Origin of the sequence: Pseudomonas sp. EGD-AK9 (genome assembly GCF_000465935.2) — a bacterium.
GTDB lineage: Bacteria > Pseudomonadota > Gammaproteobacteria > Pseudomonadales > Pseudomonadaceae > Aquipseudomonas.
Genome location: NZ_AVOF01000702.1, coordinates 1 through 839 on the forward strand (window position 1 = coordinate 1; position 839 = coordinate 839).

1 protein-coding gene is annotated in these 839 nt (G+C 70.9%); it reads right to left on the reverse strand.

What is annotated here, in order from left to right:
- Positions 1 to 839 (reverse strand): FUSC family protein (locus N878_RS23060; RefSeq protein WP_021445864.1); only part of this gene is annotated, 839 nt, incomplete at both ends.

Consider the following 839-nt stretch of genomic DNA (forward strand, 5'->3'; position numbering starts at 1 on the left):
GTCGTCCAGCGCGGCATCGAGGGCAGCACGCCGCGACGGCGCCGGGCCGAGCAACAGCTGTCGGCGCAGATGATCGAGAAAATTCGTTTCGGCCAGGCCCAGCGCGCGGTCGCCCGCCGCCAGGCAGGCGCGCAGGTGCAGCAGCTCGTCGCCCAGATCCAGGCTGGCGATGCCGTCGTCCCAGCGGCTGCGGCTCTGGCTGGGCAGCGCCGGATAGTGCCGCGCCAGCTGCAGCAGGCGGTCGGCCATGCGCCCGCCGAACCAGCTCTCGGCCCCAGCCAGCGGCTGACGGGTGAGCCGGGCCAGGTCCTGCAGGGTCGCGCGCAGCAGACGGCGGCCATGCCATGCCGGGCTGCGCAAGCCGATCAGGTTGAACGCCAGCACCGCACAGCCGACGCCGATCAGCATGGCCAGCGCCTCGTTGAGGAAGAAGGCGACGTCGTACTGCATGTCGTTCTGCGGCGCGCAGAGCACGATGAAATGCAGGCTGAAGGAGGTGGCGGTGGCGCCCAGCGCCGGCTTGGCCATGCCCAGGGCGCCGAAGAACAGCGGCACGCCGAGGGCCAGACAGAGCATGGCGAAGCCGTTGAGCTGCGGCAGCAGGATCTGTCCAACGACGAATGCCAGCGGCAGCGCATAGAAGATCCCGCGCATGAACAACAGGCCGATCTGTGCGGCGTTCTCGCGGCTGGCGAACAGGCTGCAGACCACGCAGCACAGCAGCAGGGCGCCGCTGGCGGCGGTCCAGCCGCTGGCCAGCCAGAACGCCGCCAGCGCCAGGAAGGCCAGGGCGCTGCGCGCGCCATAGACCGCGGCGGTCTGCCAGTCGCTGTGCCAGG